General features: G+C 38.9%; 15 protein-coding genes. 4 read left to right on the forward strand and 11 right to left on the reverse strand.

Annotation, left to right across the window (positions count from 1 at the left end; translation table 11 throughout):
• Window positions 1-150: 150 nt before the first annotated feature.
• The 7 genes from ESV85_RS05635 to ESV85_RS05665 all read right to left on the reverse strand — a co-directional run bounded on the left by ESV85_RS05635 (window position 151) and on the right by ESV85_RS05665 (window position 7,923).
• A complete protein-coding gene (locus ESV85_RS05635) occupies window positions 151-2,571 on the reverse strand; it encodes a TonB-dependent receptor domain-containing protein (protein ID WP_146915577.1) in 2,421 nt (806 codons plus the stop codon).
• Window positions 2,552-3,928, reverse strand: a complete 1,377-nt coding sequence (locus ESV85_RS05640) for an HTTM domain-containing protein (RefSeq protein ID WP_223275914.1) — start codon at window positions 3,926-3,928, stop codon at window positions 2,552-2,554. Before ESV85_RS05640 ends, ESV85_RS05635 begins: the two co-directional genes overlap by 20 nt.
• Window positions 3,915-5,042, reverse strand: coding sequence for an imelysin family protein (locus ESV85_RS05645; protein ID WP_146915579.1), 1,128 nt, complete (start codon window positions 5,040-5,042; stop codon window positions 3,915-3,917). The genes ESV85_RS05640 and ESV85_RS05645 overlap by 14 nt, the downstream gene beginning before the upstream one ends.
• Before the next feature lie 74 nt (window positions 5,043-5,116).
• On the reverse strand, window positions 5,117-6,292 hold the full coding sequence (locus tag ESV85_RS05650; RefSeq protein WP_146915581.1) for a DUF4856 domain-containing protein: 1,176 nt from the start codon (window positions 6,290-6,292) through the stop codon (window positions 5,117-5,119).
• A 487-nt stretch (window positions 6,293-6,779) separates the two neighbouring features.
• Window positions 6,780-7,043: a hypothetical protein gene (locus ESV85_RS05655; RefSeq protein WP_146915583.1), complete on the reverse strand. Its 264-nt coding sequence runs from the start codon at window positions 7,041-7,043 to the stop codon at window positions 6,780-6,782.
• A gap of 119 nt (window positions 7,044-7,162) precedes the next feature.
• Complete coding sequence (locus ESV85_RS05660) at window positions 7,163-7,480, reverse strand: carboxymuconolactone decarboxylase family protein (RefSeq protein ID WP_223275915.1); 318 nt, start codon at window positions 7,478-7,480, stop codon at window positions 7,163-7,165.
• A gap of 197 nt (window positions 7,481-7,677) precedes the next feature.
• On the reverse strand, window positions 7,678-7,923 hold the full coding sequence (locus ESV85_RS05665) for a hypothetical protein (RefSeq protein WP_146915585.1): 246 nt from the start codon (window positions 7,921-7,923) through the stop codon (window positions 7,678-7,680).
• A 61-nt stretch (window positions 7,924-7,984) separates the two neighbouring features.
• Here ESV85_RS05665 and ESV85_RS05670 point away from each other — a divergent pair, with 61 nt between their 5' ends.
• The 4 genes from ESV85_RS05670 to ESV85_RS05685 all read left to right on the forward strand — a co-directional run bounded on the left by ESV85_RS05670 (window position 7,985) and on the right by ESV85_RS05685 (window position 12,531).
• Complete coding sequence (locus ESV85_RS05670) at window positions 7,985-8,494, forward strand: hypothetical protein (protein ID WP_146915587.1); 510 nt, start codon at window positions 7,985-7,987, stop codon at window positions 8,492-8,494.
• A gap of 547 nt (window positions 8,495-9,041) precedes the next feature.
• Window positions 9,042-9,314 (forward strand): hypothetical protein, encoded by a 273-nt coding sequence (locus tag ESV85_RS05675; RefSeq protein ID WP_146915589.1) that lies wholly within the window; start codon window positions 9,042-9,044, stop codon window positions 9,312-9,314.
• Between the two features lie 130 nt (window positions 9,315-9,444).
• On the forward strand, window positions 9,445-10,092 hold the full coding sequence (locus ESV85_RS05680; protein WP_146915591.1) for a hypothetical protein: 648 nt from the start codon (window positions 9,445-9,447) through the stop codon (window positions 10,090-10,092).
• Window positions 10,093-10,377: 285 nt separating this feature from the next.
• Complete coding sequence (locus ESV85_RS05685; RefSeq protein WP_146915593.1) at window positions 10,378-12,531, forward strand: DNA/RNA non-specific endonuclease; 2,154 nt, start codon at window positions 10,378-10,380, stop codon at window positions 12,529-12,531.
• Window positions 12,532-12,730: 199 nt separating this feature from the next.
• Here ESV85_RS05685 and ESV85_RS05690 read toward each other — a convergent pair whose 3' ends face one another.
• From ESV85_RS05690 to ESV85_RS05705, 4 genes are read right to left on the reverse strand one after another with little or no spacing between them, the layout of a single operon-like run.
• Window positions 12,731-13,441: a M48 family metallopeptidase gene (locus ESV85_RS05690; RefSeq protein WP_146915595.1), complete on the reverse strand. Its 711-nt coding sequence runs from the start codon at window positions 13,439-13,441 to the stop codon at window positions 12,731-12,733.
• On the reverse strand, window positions 13,434-16,673 hold the full coding sequence (locus ESV85_RS05695; RefSeq protein WP_146915597.1) for a type I restriction endonuclease subunit R: 3,240 nt from the start codon (window positions 16,671-16,673) through the stop codon (window positions 13,434-13,436). Before ESV85_RS05695 ends, ESV85_RS05690 begins: the two co-directional genes overlap by 8 nt.
• A gap of 15 nt (window positions 16,674-16,688) precedes the next feature.
• Window positions 16,689-18,056, reverse strand: a complete 1,368-nt coding sequence (locus tag ESV85_RS05700) for a helix-turn-helix domain-containing protein (protein ID WP_146915599.1) — start codon at window positions 18,054-18,056, stop codon at window positions 16,689-16,691.
• Window positions 18,057-18,067: 11 nt separating this feature from the next.
• Entirely contained in the window at window positions 18,068-18,838 is a 771-nt protein-coding gene (locus tag ESV85_RS05705; protein WP_146915601.1) for a GGDEF domain-containing protein, read from the reverse strand.
• Window positions 18,839-18,844 lie beyond the last annotated feature (6 nt).

The raw sequence follows: 18,844 nt of genomic DNA on the forward strand, positions 1-18,844 counted from the left end.
TAAATTCATAGAATATTGGTTTTCAATATTATAGATGAAAATCAATAAATAGTATATGGGGATTTATAGGCATTATAAACGCAGATAGATACTACGGATGGTAAATCAGGATTCAAAAATGTCCTTTTCAAAATTTTCGAACTTTATTGATCAGATTTTAATTTGTGCAGTGATATAAAATCCTCTACCATCCGATGGTAGAATGCCTGGGCCGGGATATCCAGTCGCTCTTCGGGTGAAATAGATGGCATTTGTCAAGTTGTTAACTGATCCTTCCAGCTTAAATTTTTGGAATTCATAGGACAAACTAAGATCCAGGATATGATAGGCCGGAATCAATCCCACTACTGCTGATACCCCGCCTTCAGTGGCATTGGTGGCATCACTGAACTGGTCACTTAGAAAACTGTATTGTATGGAGGTTTTGAACTTATCGTATCCCAAAGCTACGCCACTTTTGAAGTTGAGTTTGGGAACAAACTCTACTTGATTACCAGTGATTCCAGGCACTTCGCTCAGTTTATACTGGGAGTGAATCAGGGCAATATTGGTGAAAACAGATCCTTTCCACAGCTTGTTTTTAGGTAGGAAAGTGTTCATATAATTCCACTCTACATAACTTTCCAAACCCTTGAGGATGGCTTGCCCTATATTCGTTCTCTGTCTAAGCACTCTATTGCTTTCGTTATAATACTGCACTTCCCCAATTCTGTTGTTGTAATTCAGGTAGAAAAAACTCAGGTCGTAATTGAGGATTTTACCCTGATCTGAGCGAATTCCCAAATCCAAAGAATAGCCCTTTTCATCCTGCAAGTTGGGATCTATGGTCGCGGAGGGATTAGATATCCGCATGTCGCTGAAGGTAATGGATCTGTAATTTTGGGTAATATTGGAATACAGTTCTACCTGCTGCGTAGGTTTGTAGCTGAAACCCAGACCTCCTATCAGGAAACTTCTGGTATTTGACCTGGACTCCTCAGTGACCGTTCTATCCAAAATATTGCCTGCAAGGTCTTTAAATTCCGTAGCATAGTAACCCTCAGATGAGGTTTTGATGTACTCAAATCTTACCCCCGGAGTAATGGAAAACTGCTCATTGATGAAAAAGATGTTTTCCATAAAAAGAGAGGTATTTCTATTAGGAAACTCATAATCATTGAGCAATTTATTTTCCCCAGGCACATAGTCAAAATCAGCATCTGACCCTGTGCTACCAAATCCCTGACTGCTATGGTTATACCCATGGTAATACCTGATGCCCGCAAGTCCTATCGATTGAATATTTCCTATCGTGTATCTTTTCAAATACCGAAGTTCTGCTCCCCAGTTTTCGAAATCCCCTTTGATCAAATCTCTTTCCGAGTTGTCGTCTATAGTTGCTACACGGTTGGGACGAAAGCCCACAGAATAGCGGTTGGCATTCAAGCCAAAAACTCTAAGGTTGATGGAATTACTTTTATTGAATTTATGGTCCAAATGCAGCGCATAAAGATTCCAATCCACCTGAAACCAGTTCCTCTCCCTGTTGCTTTGTCGAGGATCCTGCAGGTACATCTCATCGGTAAGTCCACCCGGCTGCTGGGCGAGGTAAGACATCTTGGTGAAATCCACACCCACACTGGTTTTCTCAGAAAGCTGGTAATTGATGTTTGAGTAAAAATTATAGCTCTCAAACTGAGAATTGGGTCTCCAGCCCATTCCTTTTTTGTATTGAAAAAATGAGTAATAACTGAGTTTGCCTGCAGTGCCGCTGACGCTGGTAAAGGTATTGTAAAATCCGAATGAGCCTAGAGTCTGTCTGACCGTAAGTTCAAACTTTTTATCTTCCACCGGGCGTTTCATCTGGAAGTTAATCAGCCCTCCGAATTGAGTTCCATACTGCAAGGAAGCCGCTCCACGGACGATTTGAATTTTCCCTACACCTTCCAAAGGAGGGGTATAATAACTCTCAGGATAGCCCAAGGCATCGGCGCTGATATCGTAGCCGTTTTGTCTAGTGTTGAAATTGGAAGAGCGATTGGGGTCCAAGCCCCTGCCTCCTATGCTGAGCTGAAGTCCTGCCCCATCATTTTCCCAGATATTCAAGCCGGCTACTTTGGAATAAGCCTGTCTGGCATTATTGGTAGATAGGTTTGCTGTCAAATTCTCGGTTAGAATCACCTCAGACTTTTTAGCTTCATAAAGTCCCATGTCATCCACCGAGCGCATTCTGACAAGCCCAAAATCTGAACCTGAATCTGTCACTACCGTTTCGGCTAAGTCCTGACTTTGGGGAGTTAATAGGACTTGCAGGGTATGATCTTTTCCAGAGATAAGCACCTGTATATTTTTATACTGGAAGGATTCACTCGTGAAATGTACCGTATAGGCTCCCTCAGGAAGCGTATCGAAACTGAATTCTCCTTTCTTATTTACCTCTACCAATTTGGATCCATCATTCAGGTAGACCGTGCATTCTGCAATGATGCTCTGATCCTCAGCAGACTTGACAGTTCCGCTCAGTTTGTGTTGAGCCATCAGGATCAGCGGAAACAAGCTTAATATCAGGGTGTTATAAACCTTTAATTTCATCTTGAAATGGTAATATCCAATGTTTAGGGCGAAATGATTCTTTTTCCTTTGACAGGTCGACGGTGGGGTCAATCAGTGCTTTTCCTATTCTTCCGTTTAGAGAGACGTAGGTATCTGCATAGATTTCAGGGTTTTTAAAACCCGCTATTTCATAATGTTCTTTGAGAATATGGGCATACTGCAGCAACATATCTGGCTGTGTTGCCATCATTTTCTCCTGCTGTGGAGTCAGGAACTCCTTGTTATCCACCTCAATGATTTTCCCCAACTCATCCATTACAATAAATGAGGCTGCACCCATTTTTTCCATAAGCATAACACGCCAGGAAAATCTATAGCCTTCCTCCGTCCAGAATAACTCACCCGGATATAGCAGGTATCTAAAAGGGAAAAGAAGCTGAAAGGAGAAGAAAACAAGCAGTCCAACTGTCGCCAGATTTTGCTGGATCTTCGAAAAACTATAGGTTCGAACAGGTGTAAGGAAGGAATGGCTAATCTTGAGAATTGCAGCTATTTTCCCGATCAGGGCTTGGTGAAATCCGGTAGAGAAGAAGATCATTGCCGTCCCTATCATGATGTAAGGGAACATCCCAATCGGAAAGAGTAGCGAGGTAAGCAAGTGGAAAGTAACCACTGAAAGGAAAGCCAGTTTACGGGTAGGCTTATAGAGCAAGAGAAAAGCTATACTCAAATCATATAGGCAAGCGATCCAACTGAACAGGTACGCCACCCACAGTTCGTTGAATAATCCTCCAATAAGCGGAATATCATTTTTTGCCGGAAGCCATATTTTCATAGGTAAGGCATGGAATAACCAGTCAGAGTTCAGCTTGGCCAGTCCGGCATAGAAATACAGGATAACTACTAGCAATCTGATGGAATCAGTGCACCAGCTTGGGATTTTGTCTGAGTTTATACTGGGTTTTCTCCAGGCATCCACAGAGAAATAGGCATTTGCTGGCAAGAAAATCAGGAGAAAACTGAGCAGGGAGATGAAATAGTAATGGTTTAGATAGGTGGTTTTATCCATCAGCTCTATGTAGGTGAAGCTAAGGAAAAACAGAATGCTCGCTCCCCAGTAAAATAGGCCAATGCAGATAAGCAATGCGGATAGCATCGCCACAATAAAAAGCAGGTAGGTATAGGGTCCTAATGGCTTTATCCATTCGAAACCATAAAAAGTGAAATGATGCTTTGGCTCTATGTAAAGCTGAAAAATCCAGCCCTTGTACCAAAAGCGTAACATACTGATCATCATCAAAACACCAAACATCATCCTGAAAACAGCCAAGGCTGCAGCGGATGATGTCTGGTTTAAATAGGATGAAAATGATGTATTCAGATCAGTCACCATCATTGTCTGTGTAAGTGATGGTGATGCTCATGGCTGAAGTCATGTCAACCTTAAGAATTCTCACAGCTTTTTGCATCTCCTGATACACCTTAACCATGGCTTCATTATCAGTTTCTATTTGATAGGAATAATCATCCGATAAGGCTTCAACAAGATTTTCTATAATTGAAAATTGCTCATTAATGTATTCCGATAGTAATTTTCCGGTGCTAGGATCTTTTGCATCAATTGAATTCAAATAGGACTTCAAGGATGGTCCTTGTTTTCCATTTGCAATTCCATTGAAAAAATTGCTGAAAGCTAGCTGAGCGGTCTTAGCTAATTTCCCTGAAATGTCTTTTTTATAATAAGCTTCCACTTTATCAGGGTTTGGAGTGCCTGCACTGGCAATCGTTGCTCCTGAAGGAATACCAAATTTCCCGCTTCTCACATGTCTCTCATAATAAAGCACATAAGCATTCACCAAGGAGGCAGTGGATGAACCTATATCCAAACCGGTTCGACTGATAAAATCCGCTTTTGCAGTTCCCTTCCAATCAGAGATGACCTGATCTAACAGGATATTCATTCTGGAAACAAGCACATTTACATAAGAAAGTCTCTGTGCTCCTTTTTCTGTGTCTTGATAAAAGGCAAGGATGTTTTCGTCTTGAGCTGCTACTCCATTGAGAAGGAAATCCAATGCTGGAAATCCTTGCTGGGCATAAGCGGCTGGCAGGTTTAGATTGGCAGTACCTGAATTGATGTTGTTCTGAATTCCGGCTACATCCGCAGGATAGATATTATAGAAACTTCTAAACGTATATTTTTCTGCAGGTCCTACCTCATACATTTCAACATTTTGCCAGGAAATATAAGCTTCAGTCCAGGATGATCTAAAAGCAGAAAGGCTAGCCTGAGTGGGATTTGTGGTGAATTCATCTGCACTGATCACCATTGCCTGCAAATCCTTGTCAAACTCAGCGTAAGAAGGAAGAATCAATTCCTCTACCCAGAAAGTCAGCATTTCTTTTCGGTCATTGGAAACGTCCGGCTCAGTGATCTTCTCGGTTGAATCTACGCAGCTACTCATGGCAGTCAAAAGCAGAAATAGAATTAGAATCTTATTATTTTTCATCGTTATGCTTTGTCAGAAATGAAAAAGTATCGACCCAGTAAATAGGTCGATACATTTTTGGAAATCTTTATTTATCAGAGGTTAAACTTTGCCTTAATGGCAGCTTCTGCGTTGCTGATTTTAGAAGCATCTAAGTCCCAAAATCCATTGTCACTCCCAATAAGTGCGAGTAAGATTGAGTCTGAGAAATTGGCATCAGCTTGATAAGCAGTAGCAAATCGTAAGGAGTAAATGAATCCAATGGCTTCGCCAATAGCATGCGCTCTCTTATCTTCAGTTGCGCTGGTTCTCCACTTGCCTAAATAACCTAGGGCGGCATTGGCCAACGCTTTTTCAAATTCCTGACGGATAAATAAGGCTTGATTTTCTAATTCAACACGGTCATTGTTAGCAATCGCAGCTCTTCCTCTTAGAAATGCGGGATAAATTTTAGCATAGCTTGCTTTATTGTACTCCCAGATGTAAGATCCTGCACCAAACTCAGATACAGTTCCCTTCTCACTGTCTGTGAAACCTTCCAGGTAGATTGGATTAGTAGTAAGCGTACCGTAGGCTGTATCCCAGTTATGCTCAAGTTGCGTGTAGTTTTTTCCAGCTACTAGTGTAGAATTATCAGCATTTAAACCAGCTGATAAAAGCACGTTGCCAATGTAATCAAGCTGAAATGCTCCAATCAAAGATTTCTGAATGACCTGCGCCACTTCAACTCCGTCCTCATTTACAAGGTAGGTTCCTAGTTTGCCGGCCTTGTTCACTGCCGCTTCCTCATTGAGAGATAAGCTTATGTCTTCAATTTCTGCAAAAAGTAATTCGAAGTTTGCCCTTGTACTTTCAATCTCCTGAGCTGATTTGGAAGCTGCAACTCTCTCGCTTAAGCTGATATCAGAGCTGTTCAGATCAGCAGCAGTGAATAAATCACCTGTTAATTCCAGCGTTGAAAACGGAGACTGAGTATTCGTAAATAGATTAGAAAGTATGGTCTTATCCAGTTGGGTGTTTGCGCTGACATTGGACGTCACGTACTTGTTCAAGGATTGAAACATCGTCAAGGAGATATTTCCTTCTTCAAGGGATACTGTGGAAGTTCCATTGGCATCAAGGAATTGCGAAGAATAGGAACTGTTGGCATCTAGGCTGCTGTATGCTACTTCAGCTCTAAGATTTGGATTTTCTGGTTCATCTATACAGGCAGTGGTTCCTAAAAGTGCTAATCCTATAACTAGATGAGATTTTCTGATATTCTGAATCATTTTAATTTGATGGTTTAATTAAGATATGTGGCAAAGATATTTATTTAGATTAATTCTAAAAAGGTTATTTAGAATAATTACAAATAAAATTTGTAAACACTACCTGGTAAATATTTTAAGCCTTATAGCAGTTTAACCTGGAAATTTTTGGATGACATTGAAGTTTTTTAAAACTTAGAGTTAGCTAGCAAAAGGTCTTTTTAATACAGGCTAGTCAAGTATTTAGGAAGACCTCTTAGGGTTTAAAGCAAAATATGAACAACGAATCTCCAACATTGCATGTACCTAATTGCGGGAAAAGTGATAAATGTAAAAAAATTGTGCTTTAGTTAATTTTGGAATGGATCCACGAGTAGGCGCTTTGAAAACCGCATCAAGCCATATTACAATTCAATATTTATTTAGAATTTGTCGTCCAACTGTAAAATCTATTTTTTTACTAATTCTTCTTCCGCCAATTTAGCCTGACCCCATCACAAGAGGCAAATCAGGGACATTCTGGCAAGTCTTCCAATAAGTTATGTAAATAACACTGGCCTTTCGCACTTAGAATGGATTCGGGATCAGTTGATTTGCAAACACTAACTTGTAATTCTTCACGATTTTCGGTGATAGAGAATTCCCAAGTCCTCGAATTGATTCCCTCAATTGCCTCTATGGTAGAAATGGTCCATTTGTCACCAGTTCCATTTACGCCTCCGATATGTGTGATACTTCCCACCAGTGAGCCTTCAGATATTTTTTTGCACACAGAATTCGCAATCGCTTCATGAATAATTCTTAGTTGGAGTGTGAGGATGCATCAAGGCAATTGAACATTAATTCAAGTTGGCGACTTTTCGAATTACTAAACGATTATGGATCATAGGACTAGGTATTACTGACATTTCCAGTTGTCTCTTCAAAAATTTTCATCGCCAATAGTCCATTTCCCACCGCGCCACCAGCCCTTATAGCAGAAGCTATAAAGACAGTTTCCGCAAGCTCCTCTTTGGTGGCACTGGCTTTTACTGCATTTTCAATATGAGATTCGATGCAGTAGGCACACTGAGTGGTCAATGCTACCGCATTGGACATCAATTCTCGATACTTTACAGGGATTACCCCTCTGAACGCTCTGCGGTATGTTTGAGGTTTAAGAAGGCTTCTGCTTCTTTCTTTGCTGAATTGATCAATGTATTGATGCATTTTCTGTCCTCGGGGCTTTGGTATTGATACATGATTTAGTTGATGAAGGGATTCGCTATTTATATTAATTCTCTTTGATTAAAACTAAACAGTTTTTTTGACAGTAAAGTGTACCTAATACCTATTCGTTTTATCGAGGTATTTCGGCTACAACCTTATCGATGTTGCTTTCCAACTTCACTTTAATGATTGCTACTTCACCTCACCGACTTTAATTTTAATCCTTTTTCTTGGAGCATATTGAGTACCACCGTAGCATCCTTTTCCAGATCCTGGTCTATAAACATCCGCAGAGCCATAGAAAGCGCCATTATTTCCTTGCCTTTCTTTAATCGCTCATAGGGAAAAGGATTGGCGCTCACGCTGATGATGCAATTCATTTTTGTATCTACCCGTTTTTCGAGTTCCTTCAGTTCGCTGCATAAATCGGCCCAGTTGTACATGTATTTTTGAAATCTGATTGCAATATGGTGGGATTTGGTGTCGGTTCGAATCTAAACCTATATGTTGGAAACTTTTTTGAAACAAGCTGTCAAAGTATTTTTAGAATTATCTAGAGGTACCTTAAGTGAATTAATCGTTGACAAATATCTTGTACTCACTTATGGTAATCTCATACTATCTATGGATAATCCCGACGAAATTATACGGAAATTTGAAGCTGAGTTTAATTTCATTAAGCACAAATTCAGAATTATTGATCTTAAACTTAGTGAAGTGAAGTCTTCAATGGAGGAATTCGTGTATCACCCAGGTGTGTATATTTTTTATAATTCAACAAGTGTGATTAAAGTGGGAAGACATTTGGTGAATTGCAGGAAACGGGCGTTGGAGCATGTTCGTGATAACACAAGAAATGAACATTTGGAAATGCGTGAGTTAGTCTCAGATTCTGCTTCACGAATCCTATTTATCAATAGCAAGAAAGTGGAGGACAGACATTGGGTAGCGGCGGTGGAGCTATTTATGGAAACTCACTTGTCACCGGTGATTAAGTCAAAAAGACTAGGCTAATTAACCAATTGCATACACTCGTTATTTCAAAATATACTTGAAATCCTTTATGCATAAGCTGTGGTCGCTAAGCCCAGCCACAAAAGGTGTCAATTTAGTAGAAAAGTAGATGCGATCAATTTCTGCATTTTGTTAAATTCCTAGCTGTTTCTCGCTTCTTTTTCCCTAGGTGTTCTCAGGATTATCCTATAGTATAAACTGGTAACATAACGTGCTGAAAATATGCTTTAATTCGACTCTCCTTCGATGTTTCTACGATGCTACTACGATCCTTGTCCGATCTGATATCGTAGATTGATCGGAAATGTATAAGAGAAAGTGTGGGTGAATACTGTATTTGTAGTAGCTTACAACTGATAGAACTGCCCTTTGGGATTTACTTTCAGATGATTTTTCTACCAAACAACCTTTACTAAAAGACAGGCTATATGAGAACAGAAGCGAAGGTTACTTTTTTGGTTTATAAGGTTTTGGTTCAGTTAGCTATCCACTGGTTTATTCCTGATAAGTCCGATATTGGTTTGGTAAACCCACAGACTTTTCTCCTATGGATGTACCAATTATCACGTTTGAAGAAATCATCAAATTAAATGGCCACGACTGGGATAGGGCTTATGCGGTGCTGACCTACCATCTCGAAAAAGGCAATATCAAAAAAGAAGTACTGGGAGGCGGGATGGTGATCTGCCATAATGTGACCCTAGTGCAGGAATTCACCCTGATCCATGATAAACTAATTGAGCCAGATCCTGTCAACAAAGTCGTGATGCGCCCTAGACGGAATCGGATAATTAGGGGTGAGGGTACGGCTGAGATTTGAAAGCCAGTTTCTCCCGACTCCTGGAAGGAGTGTTGTCTAATAGAAATTTTTAACTATTCACTTTTCCTAAAACCCCATAATTCGAAAAACTGAAACTAATTAACCCAGAATTGAGATCAAACGATTTTCCATGAATCATTCCCCACAAAATATCACTTTTATCAGTACAGTGCATAAGGAGATTGGAATGTGTAATGCTGAGGAATTAGCATGTATTCTTAGTGAAGAACATCCAGATGTTGTTTTTTTGGAAGCTCTCCCTGAAACGTATTCAGATTATGATAAAATGACCTTTTCCTCATTTGGAGTATATCACGCTAATCTTGAGATTAAAGCCCTTCAACTATTCAGTTCAAGATCGCTTGTAGAATATGTTCCTGTGCTCAACAGTGGATGGTCCGAGCTGTTTGAGCTGAAATACAATCAGGTTTGCGAGAATCCTGAGTTTAGAAAAATGCTGGAAGAATTTAATGCATTGGTTGGTGAGCTAGGTATTAAATTTCTCAACAGTGATGATAGTGTAAAGTTACAGCAGAGAATACGAATGCTGGAAGACATTATTTTAAACGATAAAGACCTTAAAGCAAGGTTTAATATAGAATTAGATGCATATGAAGATTCTATGCTTAACAATATCTATTCATTTTGCAGAAATAATCAATTCGAAAAGGCAGTGTTTATGTGTGGGGTGGCTCACAGAAAGTCATTAATTGAAAAAATTCAAAGTTACAACAGTAAGGATACATCCAATCTGAATTGGACTACTTTAGGGAATTAAGTTTCGGAGTGAAAGCCTTGATGGACAGTGGATCTTGCCGATGCTAAGCTTTAGCACTACGAATCTTTTATCTATTGCTTACCTACCTTCTCGGTCAACGTATAGGCATTCAGGTGATTAATAGTGAAAAATACCCTATATAGGGTATTTATTTTTTATAAAAAAAACTTTTATTGCAAGCTAAAAGCACAATATAACCTCATAATTAAAATTCAATATGTAATTAGGGATTATTTACTTTACTGCACTATCGATTAATTTTATTTATAACCACAATTTACTGTTATGAAACTGAATAGAATTGAAAACTTTGTTAAACCATATGCTAAAGCATATGCTCCTGATTTTATTTATAAAATGAAGAAGGAAGTGAATGAACAGAAAATAAATGATTTAGTTAGTAAGGATAGAATTGATTTAAGGGAAAAGCAAGTAATAGCTAGGGAAGGAATGTCCCGCACTGCAACAGAAAGAATCCTTGGATTAAATGATTTAGTGGATATTAATTATTTTTTCAGAGGGATTGAAGCAAGCCGTTCAGTTTGTAGAATAATATTAAGGGATGTTAGTTTAAGAGAGGTTGGATATGCAACTGGCTTTAAAATATCACCTAGTCTGTTAATTACCAATTTTCACGTTTTTGAATCAGAGCAATGGGCTAGGAATGCAATTATTGAATTTAATTTTGAATTGAATAGTAATGGTAACCCGAAACCTACTACAAGATTTAGTCTATCTCCTGATCGTTTTTTTGTGAATAATAAAAACTTAGACTATGCTATTGTAGCAATAAATCCAACAAGTGTATTTGGACTTGAGGAATTAAAAGATTTTGGGTTTTTGAGGTTAAATCCAAAATTGGGAAAAATTAATAAAGGGGAATACGCTACCATTATTCAACACCCGGGGGGGCAATCAAAGCAGCTGGCTATTAGAGAAAATCAAATTATCAATGATATTGTTGATGATGATTTTACCCTAATGTATTACTCGGATACTGCACAAGGCTCGTCCGGTGCTCCTGTATTTAATGATTCTTGGCAGGTAGTTGCGCTTCATTTCACTGGAGTTCCGAGAAAAGATGAGAATGGGAACTGGTTACTTAAAAATGGTTCAATAGCAACAGGATTGGATGATGATGCAGACGTAGATTGGATTTCAAACTCAGGTATACGGACTAGTAAAATTGTAAATAGTTTTATAGAACTGGAAATTAAAGGAGATTTAAGCCTTAGACAGGAATTTATTGACGCAAGTAATGGGGAAATATTATCTGAATTGAGAAAAAGTGAACCTTCAGACAATTCTAATCACCTGCAATCCGCTATTCCGAAATCATCAAATAGTGATGAGGGGTATATTGATGCAAACCTGAATCAATTACTTTTCCAAAAAGCAATAAACATTCCTTTAATATTTAGTTTACATCTAGGTGATATCATTCCTCCCTTTAATTCCATAAGCTTACCTAAACAATCGACTATAGATCAACTCCCAAGTGTTTCATTTGGTCTGGAAGCTAAGAAAAAACCTTTTTATGACTTGGATTACAGTAATCGTAAGGGGTACGATCCCAACTTCTTGGGTGTTGATGTTCCCATTCCGAAGGTTTTAAATTCAGATAATTTATCAAAAATGGTAAATGGTGATTACTACATTCCTTATCACAAGTTTACAATTGTCAATAACAAACAAAGAAAACTTGCATTGTTTACCGCTTCAAATATTGATGGAAGTAGTGCGGCTAAAAATCCCGATCCGGATAAAGTTTATTCTAGAGATGCCTTAGCAGGATTGACTAAAAGTGATACAGAGGAATGGTTTATTGACCCAAGGATTCCACAAGCTGATCAATTATCAGATGAATTTTATAATAAAGACCGAATGGCTTTTGATAAAGGACATCTGGTAAGGAGAGATGATGTAGCCTGGGGAAAAGATTATTTAGAAGTTAGATATTCTAACGGTGATACTTTCCATATCACAAATTGTTCGCCCCAAGTAAAGGATTTCAATCGGTCAAATTTAGGAGGAAGATGGGGCATGCTTGAAAACACTATTTTGAATCAGGCTAAATATGAAAAACTTAGTGTTTTTAGCGGCCCAATATTGTATAAGAGTGACCCGATTTTTAAGGGAGTAAATTTTCAGAATAGTGTAGAAATTAAGATACCGAAAGCATATTGGAAAATTATTATTGCTTTGTCTGAAAATGGAATTTTACAGTCATTTGCATTTTTATTATCACAGGATCTAAGCCAGGTTCAATTTGAGTTTGATCTTGAAAAGCAATGGAAAGGATACATGGTTTCCATTAGTTATCTTGAAAACTTAATAGGTAATATTAAATTTGATCCAATAGTTAATAATGCTGATCAATTTGAATCAGAAACAGGAGTTTTTGTGTTAAACCAAAGCCAATTCGAAACATTAAAATAGTATTGAATTAGTGCTTAAGGTAAGGTCAATTCAATCAACTATCCATCTTTTTGTTATTCCTAACCGGAGTCAATCCACTCAAATTTAGGATGTTCACTAATTTAGAATCAAAAATGAAGTGAGCGGGAGTGAAGTAGATGTTTTTGGACTGTACTGCCGAAACTTCCATTTTGGCAAAAGGGCTTGTATAGAAACAACATCAAACTAGCAAATGCTCCAATCTTTCTTTCCACTTTTTCCAGTCTGGCATAATGGTTTCCTGCAGAGTATAAAAAGCGCGTGTATGATTATGGTGAATCAGGTGACATAGTTCATGAATAATCACGTATTCAATACTTCCTTTGGGAGCTTTGATCAGTTCGGGATTTAGAATCACTTTTCCTTTAGGTGTACAGCTTCCCCATCTGGTAGGCATTTGTCTTATCTGAAGCTCAGGCTGATGGATGTTGTGCCTTGAGAAAAGTGGTACTATTTTTTTAAGGGATTCTTCAAAATGCTCCATTGCTTTTTCTCTATACCACCCAGAGAGCAGGTTTTTGGTAGATGATTTGGCTTTTTTATTTACCAATAGTCTTCCCCTGAATAACTTTACTTCATTAGTGGGCGCTTGTTCGATTCTCAACTTGTATTGTCTCCCTAAATAGAGATGGGTTTCTCCATTGATATATTTTCTCGGCGGGGTCAATGGATGATAAGATAGAAACTCTAGCTGTTGCTTGATGATCCAGGGTGCTTTCTCTCTGAGCTTAGCGGTTAAGTTTTCCTCAGAAGTATTCAAAGGAGCAATAACCTTGACCCTACAGTCTGGGTAAACCCGGATACCTAGGCTTTTTCGTTCCTGATAAGATAGCTCATAATTGATCTCTCTGGAGCCAAATACCAAGGATTCTATGGTTGTTATTTCAGACATATTTCAACTTGGCAATCTTCAATCCTTCTTCTATCAATTCATCTATTAGATCAAAAGGTAACTCAAGATCATGCTGCGCCTTTAATTCGTATAAATAGTCGTCAATCTCAATATTAATCCTCCCTTCAATATCCGATTTGGTTACCCAATCAATAATTGGTTTCCCGTTTTCAAAGACAATGGATTTGATGACCTGGTCGATACCTTCTGCCATCAAAGCAGCTGTATTTTGAGTGCCTTCCGTACTTTTGAGGTGTCCCTTAAATATCTCGTTTATGAGGTTATATATCGCAATTCCTGTGTCATTTCCAACCAGGTTTTCAGGTGCATTATCCTGCCTGCCATTGTGAAATTGATCTTCGTAATTCCTGGATTTATTGTAAAAGTCTGCTTCAGAAATGCGGTGTTGGTGATAATCATCTATGGTATCTCTAATAAGTCTTGATAGTTTTTTATAGTAAACAGGATCTTCGCTCATTTTTACGTTGATGGCTTTGATGGTCCTGCTGGCTATATGATCTGCTTTGGCAGCCTTAGAGGTTAGTTTTTCAACTTCCCGATCTCTTTCTTCCTTATCAAAAATGTTGACCAAATCTGTGATGCGAAGAATTTCGCCTTCTGTGGTGATATGCTTATCGATCAACTTCTGGACCTGTGGTTCATATTCTTTGTATTCAAGATCGTCAAAATACCTTCGCTTGACAGAGATCCGTAGTCCAAGAAAGAACTTAGCATCCTGTTTGTACTTGTTGAGTTGCTGTTCAGGTGTTTTGTTGATGAACTCAAAACTCGAAAGTGCTAATTTCAACAAACGTGCAAAAGCTGATACTTTTTCATAAAAGGTATGTCTGATGGCATCATCTTTCAATAAGGTTTCATAAGCCGGTTCATCATATTTGTTCTTTATTTCCTTGAAGATGTCCCAAACTTCAGAATGAGCCTGAGGTAATTTTTTGAGCTCTTCACTGATATTGGTCAATGCGCCATCGAGGTCATCAGAATCAAAGTTTTCTGCACCTGCATAGGCTTCCAAAGCTGTGTCCAGATTAGAAAGGTTTCCATAGTAGTCGAGGATTAATCCATGTTCTTTACCAGGAGCCAATCTATTGACCCTAGCTATGGCTTGCAACAGGGTATGTTCTTTTAGTTGTCTGGTAAGATATAGCACATAGTTGTTCGGCGCATCAAAACCCGTGAGCAGTTTGTCCACCACAATAATGATTTCAGGATGGTCTTTCTTTTTGAATGAGTTGATCAGAGCTTTCTCATATTTTTCTGCATTGCCATATTTGTCCATCATAGCTTTCCAGAATTTCAAGATCAAATCTTCACTTTCCTCAAACGCATCGTCATGGTTTTCCCGGACATCCGGTCCAGAGATTAACACTTCACAGGAGACCTTACCGATTTCCTTGATGAATTTTCTGTATCTCAGTGCTGTGGTTTTATTAGAGGCTACGAGTTGACCTTTTGCTTTTAAACTACCAAAAAATATGTCCTGTACATGTTGTTCAAAATGATCCGAAATGTCCCATGCCCTTGCATAGATAATTTCTTCCGCTTTATTCAATTGGTTTTTGGAACTGAACTTCCGCTTTAGTGCAGCTTTACCGTAGGGAGTAAGGGGTTCTGAGACCCGATCAAAATAATTGTCGAGCGGCTTCTCATTGACCTCAATTAAATTATGGCGCCCCTCATAGAGTAAAGGAACTACTGCTCCATCTTCTACTGCATCAGTGATGGAATATACATCTATCAATCCACCAAATCGATTAGCTGTACTTTTCTCTTTTTTCATTAAAGGTGTTCCTGTGAAGGCGATAAAACAGCCTTTTGGAAACACTTTTTGCATTTTGATATTGAAGGTGCCGTATTGGCTTCTATGGCCTTCATCCACTAATATGAAAATGTCCGGAGAGTCAAAGCCTTCCTTTGCACGGTTGACAGCAGCTTCAAATTTGTGGATCAATGTGGTGATCACCGTGTCACCTGTACTTGATAGTAACTCAACCAAATGCTTGCCTGACTGCGCATTTTCAACGGGTATTTGACATTTTTTGTAGGTATCTGTGATCTGATCATCCAAGTCAATGCGGTCAGTGACCAGAATTATCTTAGGGTTCTTGATGTGTGGATTGGTAGCGATTAATTGTGCCAGCATAACCATAGTAAGGGATTTTCCACTTCCTTGGGTATGCCAGATCACTCCACCTGTTCTCAGACCTTTATGGTCTGTTTTAACCACCTTATCCAAGGTATTGTGCACCGCAAAATACTGCTGATATCGAGTTACTTTTTTTATTCCGTCATCATACAAGGTGAAGTTGAAGAATATGTCCAATATACGTTTAGGCTGACAAACAGCAAAGAGTAGTTTGTCTTGTTCTGTAACTGTCTGATCTTCCTTTTCCAGATTTTGGAAGTAAGTCCAGACATGCTTATACCTTTCCTTAAAAAGTGTTGTTCGTTCATTTGAAGCTAGGGGCTGATTTTTTAAAGTTTGAAGCTTTTCGATCCATGCGGATTCTTCAGCTTTAGTTTTAAAAAGCTCTCTCCAGAAGCTCCAGAATTCCTTTTGAGTGGCTGTTGTTGCATATTTAGCTTCATGACTTGCCAAGGCCATGACCAGATTAGAGTATTGATACAAGGAGCGAATACCATCTTCTTGTTGATTTCTCAAATGTTGCTCTATTGCCTTATCAATCGGGTCTTTGATATTGGGACTTTTACACTCAATGACCACCACAGGAATACCATTGATGAATAATACGATATCCGGGCGGTAATGCTCGCTGCTGCCACTTCTAAGTACACTAAATTCTTCTGATACGTGATAAGTGTTATTTTCTGGGTGCTTCCAATCAATGTATTGGAATGAGAAACTTTTCTTGTCGCCTAGTACAGCTTGCTCAAAGCTTCTGCCTAGGGTGATAAGCTCATAAAAAGCTTTATTGGCTGCTAAAAAACCGTCTTGAACCGGAAGATCACGAATAGAAAGAATCGCATTGTTTACATTGGCATCAGAAAAGGGGAACTCCTTTCCCTTGTATTCGATGGTGTTTATGACTTGAAGTTGCTCCTTCAAAATCGTCTCCAGCAACACATTGGATGTTCTTCTTCCCCGGTCTTCCAGAGCTTGCTCAGGAGTCAGGTATTTCCAGCCCATATTCATCAATAGCTTCAATGCTGGAAGCTGTGAGATATGGTCTTCTTTGAATGAGGGTACTGCCATTTTTTGAATGATGAATTAAGAATGATGAGTTAAAAGTTCCCAGCTACCGCCTTTAGTAGAGCCTACTCGCCTGACTCGCTTTTCTTTTTTAAGCTTATCAATATGATATTCTACCCCCCGCCTTGTCAAACCCGTGAGTGATTCCAAGTCCTTAGCTGTAACCATGGGATTATTTCTCATGGCGTTTAGAATTATCTCCACAGTTTCTTCCACAGTTTCTTCCACAGTTTCTTCCACAGTTCTGTGGAGAACAACTGTAAACATCCCTTCAGTCCTGAACACAGGATCTGGAAGTTTGGTAGATTTCATCAGATCCCTGATTCTACCAATCCCGGAGCCTACTTGCTCGACCATGTGAATGCGGACAAAAAGCCCGAAAATCAATGGGTTTCGGCTATGGCTTTTGGTTCCAAAATCAGCAGGAGAGATAGCGCTGGTTAAACCTCCTGGGTTGGAAATTTCCACTCTGTCTTTAAAAAGCTCAATGGTGATTTTTGCTCCTTTATCGTAATAATCCCGATGACAAAGGGCATTGATTATGGCTTCTTTCAAAGCTGTCTCTGGAACTTCCCAAATTTCTTTCCTAGGACCACTGCCTTCTATTTCATAGCGTACATCCAGTTTGTTTTTTAGCCATTGCATAGCCTGTCCATATTGTTTCATCAAAGGCCCACCAAATACCTTATCATCTATGATCTGTGTTTTTGTCACACCTTCGAAAGCAATGCAGCGAACCACAGCTGTTTCCACAAACAGCTCAGGTGCTGATCCAAAGAATAATGCTCCTCCGTTTTTTACATTTCCATCAGGTAGGACCAATCTGAGATTTTGGATGATTTGTTGCTGCGAAACCGTTTTGGACAACCCACTTTCAAGGCGGAATTCTTCAAACCAACTTAAGTCCATATCCCTGGAGAGATCGAAGGTGGGGCAGGGGGCTTCATCAAAATAGATGCGGTCGGATTGTTGGAAGAAATCCCGCATTTGCTCTACTGTTGTGAGCTTTTGGGTGTTTGGGCCTTGCCTGACGTATATCGCCCCGGATAGTACATAAGGTTTCTGTGTGCCACTGTTCACCTCAATTACCCAAACAGTTTTCCCTTCCACTTCCACCGGGCAGAGGATAGTGGGAATATGGGGGTTGATTTCGTTTAGTGAATTTTGGATGGCGGATCGTTTAGCATTGTCGATTTCCGCTCCATGAATCTGATTGTCATCACTCACCCCAATCAACAACACCCCACCTGCGGCATTTGCAAAAGCACAGATTTCTTCACTCAATTCCTTAAGCTTGCTAGGTACTCGGATTTTAAACTCTGCGTTGTAACCTTCTCCGGATTGGATAAGGCTTTGGATAGAGGAGGGAGTAAGTTGAGTGTTCATTAACAAAATTGTTAAATAGTTGATCTTGTACAGTTCTTACCTTTTAAATTTTTTGCTTCCAAAAGAGCATTATTAACCCTGTCAGTTAAACTTAAATAATCATCCTCCAATGGTTTTAATGCAGTAACTCCGCAGGAAACAGTCAAATTATAGGATGTCTTTTCAACCATAAATGAAATGCTTTCAATAAAAATCCGTTTACGCTCTGCTGCTTGGACAGCACCTGACAAGGATGTATTATTGGTAATAATTACAAACTCATCACCTCTCGAGAACTTTCTAAAAGTTTCATCCGTGGCTCTCTTATCACTTCCCAAAAACTCTCCCACTTTTCCAAGAATTCTGTCGGCAGTATTGTAGCCATATTTAGTGTTGAAATTTTTGAAGTCATCAATATCCATAAGTATGATGGACATTGAACCTCCATTTTTGCGATAATACTGTAATCTATCTTCAATATATTCCTCTAAGGCCTTGTGATTTTTCAGCCCTGTTAATTCATCAATTTGATTTTGCTCTTTGAATATTCTATAATTTCTATTATAAAAGAGTGATACAAAGACCACAGAACTCAATATTAGAAGTAAGCAAGAAAATATTACTTGAAAATTGGTGAAGAGTACAGTGCCTTGAAAAAAGTCTTTTATTGTTCCAATTGGAAGTAAGTCTGTAATTATCAAGCCTGTTAAACCAATCACAATCCATTTCATGACATCATAAAAGACTTTGGATAAAGCGTCAGCTTTAAACTTCTTAAAAGATTGCTTCAGATTTTCTATCATTATTCT

It is taken from the genome of Algoriphagus aquimarinus, assembly GCF_007997215.1.
GTDB classification, from domain to species: domain Bacteria; phylum Bacteroidota; class Bacteroidia; order Cytophagales; family Cyclobacteriaceae; genus Algoriphagus; species Algoriphagus aquimarinus_A.

What these genes read in the sequence shown, in the direction of transcription:
- ESV85_RS05650 (WP_146915581.1), bottom strand. Translation starts at nt 6,292, where the DNA reads ATGATTCAGAATATCAGAAAATCTCATCTAGTTATAGGATTAGCACTT.
- ESV85_RS05675 (WP_146915589.1), top strand. Translation starts at nt 9,042, where the DNA reads ATGGATGTACCAATTATCACGTTTGAAGAAATCATCAAATTAAATGGC.
- ESV85_RS05680 (WP_146915591.1), top strand. Translation starts at nt 9,445, where the DNA reads ATGAATCATTCCCCACAAAATATCACTTTTATCAGTACAGTGCATAAG.
- ESV85_RS05670 (WP_146915587.1), top strand. Translation starts at nt 7,985, where the DNA reads ATGTTGGAAACTTTTTTGAAACAAGCTGTCAAAGTATTTTTAGAATTA.
- ESV85_RS05665 (WP_146915585.1), bottom strand. Translation starts at nt 7,923, where the DNA reads ATGTACAACTGGGCCGATTTATGCAGCGAACTGAAGGAACTCGAAAAA.
- ESV85_RS05660 (WP_223275915.1), bottom strand. Translation starts at nt 7,480, where the DNA reads ATGCATCAATACATTGATCAATTCAGCAAAGAAAGAAGCAGAAGCCTT.
- ESV85_RS05635 (WP_146915577.1), bottom strand. Translation starts at nt 2,571, where the DNA reads ATGAAATTAAAGGTTTATAACACCCTGATATTAAGCTTGTTTCCGCTG.
- ESV85_RS05645 (WP_146915579.1), bottom strand. Translation starts at nt 5,042, where the DNA reads ATGAAAAATAATAAGATTCTAATTCTATTTCTGCTTTTGACTGCCATG.
- ESV85_RS05685 (WP_146915593.1), top strand. Translation starts at nt 10,378, where the DNA reads ATGAAACTGAATAGAATTGAAAACTTTGTTAAACCATATGCTAAAGCA.
- ESV85_RS05640 (WP_223275914.1), bottom strand. Translation starts at nt 3,928, where the DNA reads ATGATGGTGACTGATCTGAATACATCATTTTCATCCTATTTAAACCAG.
- ESV85_RS05695 (WP_146915597.1), bottom strand. Translation starts at nt 16,673, where the DNA reads ATGGCAGTACCCTCATTCAAAGAAGACCATATCTCACAGCTTCCAGCA.
- ESV85_RS05690 (WP_146915595.1), bottom strand. Translation starts at nt 13,441, where the DNA reads ATGTCTGAAATAACAACCATAGAATCCTTGGTATTTGGCTCCAGAGAG.
- ESV85_RS05700 (WP_146915599.1), bottom strand. Translation starts at nt 18,056, where the DNA reads ATGAACACTCAACTTACTCCCTCCTCTATCCAAAGCCTTATCCAATCC.
- ESV85_RS05705 (WP_146915601.1), bottom strand. Translation starts at nt 18,838, where the DNA reads ATGATAGAAAATCTGAAGCAATCTTTTAAGAAGTTTAAAGCTGACGCT.